This window comes from Pseudoalteromonas sp. BSi20480 (genome assembly GCF_000241365.1).
Taxonomy (GTDB): Bacteria; Pseudomonadota; Gammaproteobacteria; order Enterobacterales; family Alteromonadaceae; genus Pseudoalteromonas; species Pseudoalteromonas marina.
On record NZ_BADX01000101.1, the window covers coordinates 1 to 2,824 of the forward strand.

The window sequence follows — 2,824 nt, forward strand, 5'->3', positions numbered from 1 at the left end:
CTTCGATGAAAAAAACGACCCTAAAGAACGCTTCATACAAGCTCTGGATGAGTTTGATATACAAGGCAATTTCAGAACTTTAATGATTAAACACTTTTCAGATACATGGATGAATGTATTTAGAGGTGTATTAGCTCTTGAAGATGCCCTAGCTGAGACTCAATCCCATACATCAGAGTCTACGAAGTGCATTTCTATTTTATTGACTCAACAGAAAACTATTGTAAATAGTATTTCGAGTTATTACGGATATTATCTACTCCCATTGGATGATGAGGCAATAATTGCTTTTTTAAAGGACGTAGCTGAGATTTATTACCCTAACGCACTGTTTGGGTTATTTAATGACTGTATGGATGAACGTAGTAGCTATATAATGTTTTCATCATGGTTGTATGGAAAGGATTACTGCCTCACTAAAGCATTCTTTGATGATACTTCATTATGTTTGTTGAATGATAGCGATAGAGCGTTTCAAGTTTGGAGTTTCTTTGATGAAATATCCAATAATTTAAGTTTACTAGATAGTAACCGCTTATATAAAGCTATGACTTATATAGCTACTTCAAACATCGTGCAAGGCCCTCAAACTGAAGAGGTAACTAGCACTTCAACTAATATAATTCGTGGTTTAGATTTTATAAGGGCATGGATAACTTACGACTCTCAAGCTGGTAGGTTTAGTTATAAGTGGTTCGATTTTTTATACTTTTACAATAAGTCCTTCTCTAATCTTGATTATTCAATATCTCATGAACTTATAGACAGTGATGAAATTCAAACTTTAAATTATGAATGGCTTGAAAACACGAAGCTAGAGCTTCAAGAGTTACAATTTATAAATACTGATTTAGATATTGTTCCACCCGAAGAGCATGAACAGTGGGCTCGAGACCTAGATGGATACTTTAAAACGTTTACGTATCGTAACTTTGAGACGTACTATAATCACAACAGCTCAAATGTTATTGATTTATATAAGCGTCAAGACAATGCTCATCATGAGTTTTGTTTAAAATTGAAACCGCTACAGATATCGGCTTGGATTGAATTTTCTATAAAAGAAGATTTTCGAAGATTGCTTGAATCAAAGCCTAGTCAGTCTCGAGGTGAATTAAAGGGTAGCGTTGATTTATGGGGTTATGGTAAGTATTTCACCTTATGGAAAAAAGTATTTTTAGCTGCTCTAGAAGAATTAGACTATCAAAGTAAACTACGAGTTTTATCTTGTTCAATTCCTTTTAATAGCCGTCGAGCTGAAGATTTATTATATCCAGAATGCGCTGCTTGGTGGAATGAGCTTTTTACCGACTTGATTGCCTATAAGGGTTTTCCTAAATCGTTAATTCCTGATTGGACTGTTGTAGCAATGGACAGGCTAGAACGAGAAGAGATGGTTCCCTATATAGATAGAAGCATTGGGATAATACGTGGTGAAATCGTAAAAAAAGAGAATGAAGATCATCTTGAAACATATCATCAAAAACTTGAAAAGTTACTTAGTTCTTTAGATCGCTCTTCACCTGAAAAGGCTCTACGCCACCGCCTCTTACTAATGCGTTCTTCAACTAACGCTTTTTCTGATGAATCAATCTCAAAGCTTAAAACCCCGTTTAAGCGTGATGGTTTTTGTAAATGGTACGATTCTTTAAACCAGCTTGCAGATGAACATTTCGCATATAAAACGAATCGAAATAGAGAAGTCACACAAGCTAATTATGATCAAATTAAAAAAGAGTTTTATGTTCAATTTTCCCAGCAATTAGCTGAATTTTGCCTAAGCCGACTGCGTCTTCGTAAAGGTGAAAAAGCGAAAGATGATAAATATGAAACGAGCCAAGTTACAGAACAATCTTCTGTTTGGAGGCAAGGTTACTTAAAAGCTCTTACTGAATTAGGTTTAGACTTAAATGGACAAGTCCATAAAACAGTTAACTTCACTAAAAAATCAGATCCCAATGAGGATGTGCGAGCTATTGCCAGTGAGTGTTATAAGGCTGTTCGACGACACGCTAAGAAAGACTCTTCAGTTCAAGATATAAAAAGAAGCATTATTGCTGCCGAATGGTGGCTTCTTATGTGTCAGCGAACTGAGTTAGGTCATGAAATTGATTCTGACAAAGCCGTAAAAACTAGACGTAACCTTATGCGCAACCCATAACTTATTAATTATCTTCAATCTAAATAACTAAACTTGGTGTACTAGAGCCTGATGCTCTTACTATGACGCTAGCCGTCCGCCATGTAAAAACTTTACGGTCAATATGGCCAGTCAAGGAGTATACGTATGCATAACTTTTCTGAAAATTTATTTAAAAAACACATTAGACAAATAGAAGCTGATATTGAGTCTGACTACCAAATGTTGAAATTTGGGTCAGGTGTTCATGATGGCCAAGTTCGAATAGCTGAGTCAGGTATTACGACATGTAAAAAGTGTGTCTCTGGTGATGGTATTAAAAAACGAATTTACGGTAGCTCTATTGAAGCAGAAAGAGCTGCTGATGATTTCTATGAGCGATCAAATCGAGAGCTCGAAGCTTATAGGTGTCCCGTAGGCAGTGGTTGGCATTTGAGGAAACCTAAATATAGATAATGAGTAGTTATGATTAACATTCCCAAACTATAATAATTACGCTTAGATTGGGGTTAATAGCACCTACTAAAATTCCCAATCTATAACTAAAAATTCTATAACGAAAAACGCGGTCTAAAAAACTGCATTTTCCCAAACTATAATGACTTTGATCACGCGACTAATTTTTGAACTTTAATGGGTAGTAAGCTCCACTGTGGAGTGGGATTTATCAAAATTATAAAAGCT

Annotated in this window: 2 protein-coding genes; both read left to right on the top strand. The window is 35.5% G+C overall.

Translation table 11 applies throughout. From position 1 onward, the window contains the following. The coding region (locus P20480_RS19505) for a hypothetical protein (RefSeq protein ID WP_033025554.1) at window positions 1-2,161 on the top strand (2,161 nt) is incomplete at its 5' end. A gap of 126 nt (window positions 2,162-2,287) precedes the next feature. After that, window positions 2,288-2,596, top strand: a complete 309-nt coding sequence (locus tag P20480_RS18255) for a hypothetical protein (RefSeq protein ID WP_033025556.1) — start codon at window positions 2,288-2,290, stop codon at window positions 2,594-2,596. Window positions 2,597-2,824: the final 228 nt, after the last annotated feature.

Bases quoted from the DNA above. Each gene is read 5' to 3' on its own strand.
- P20480_RS18255 (WP_033025556.1), top strand. From the start codon at position 2,288: ATGCATAACTTTTCTGAAAATTTATTTAAAAAACACATTAGACAAATA.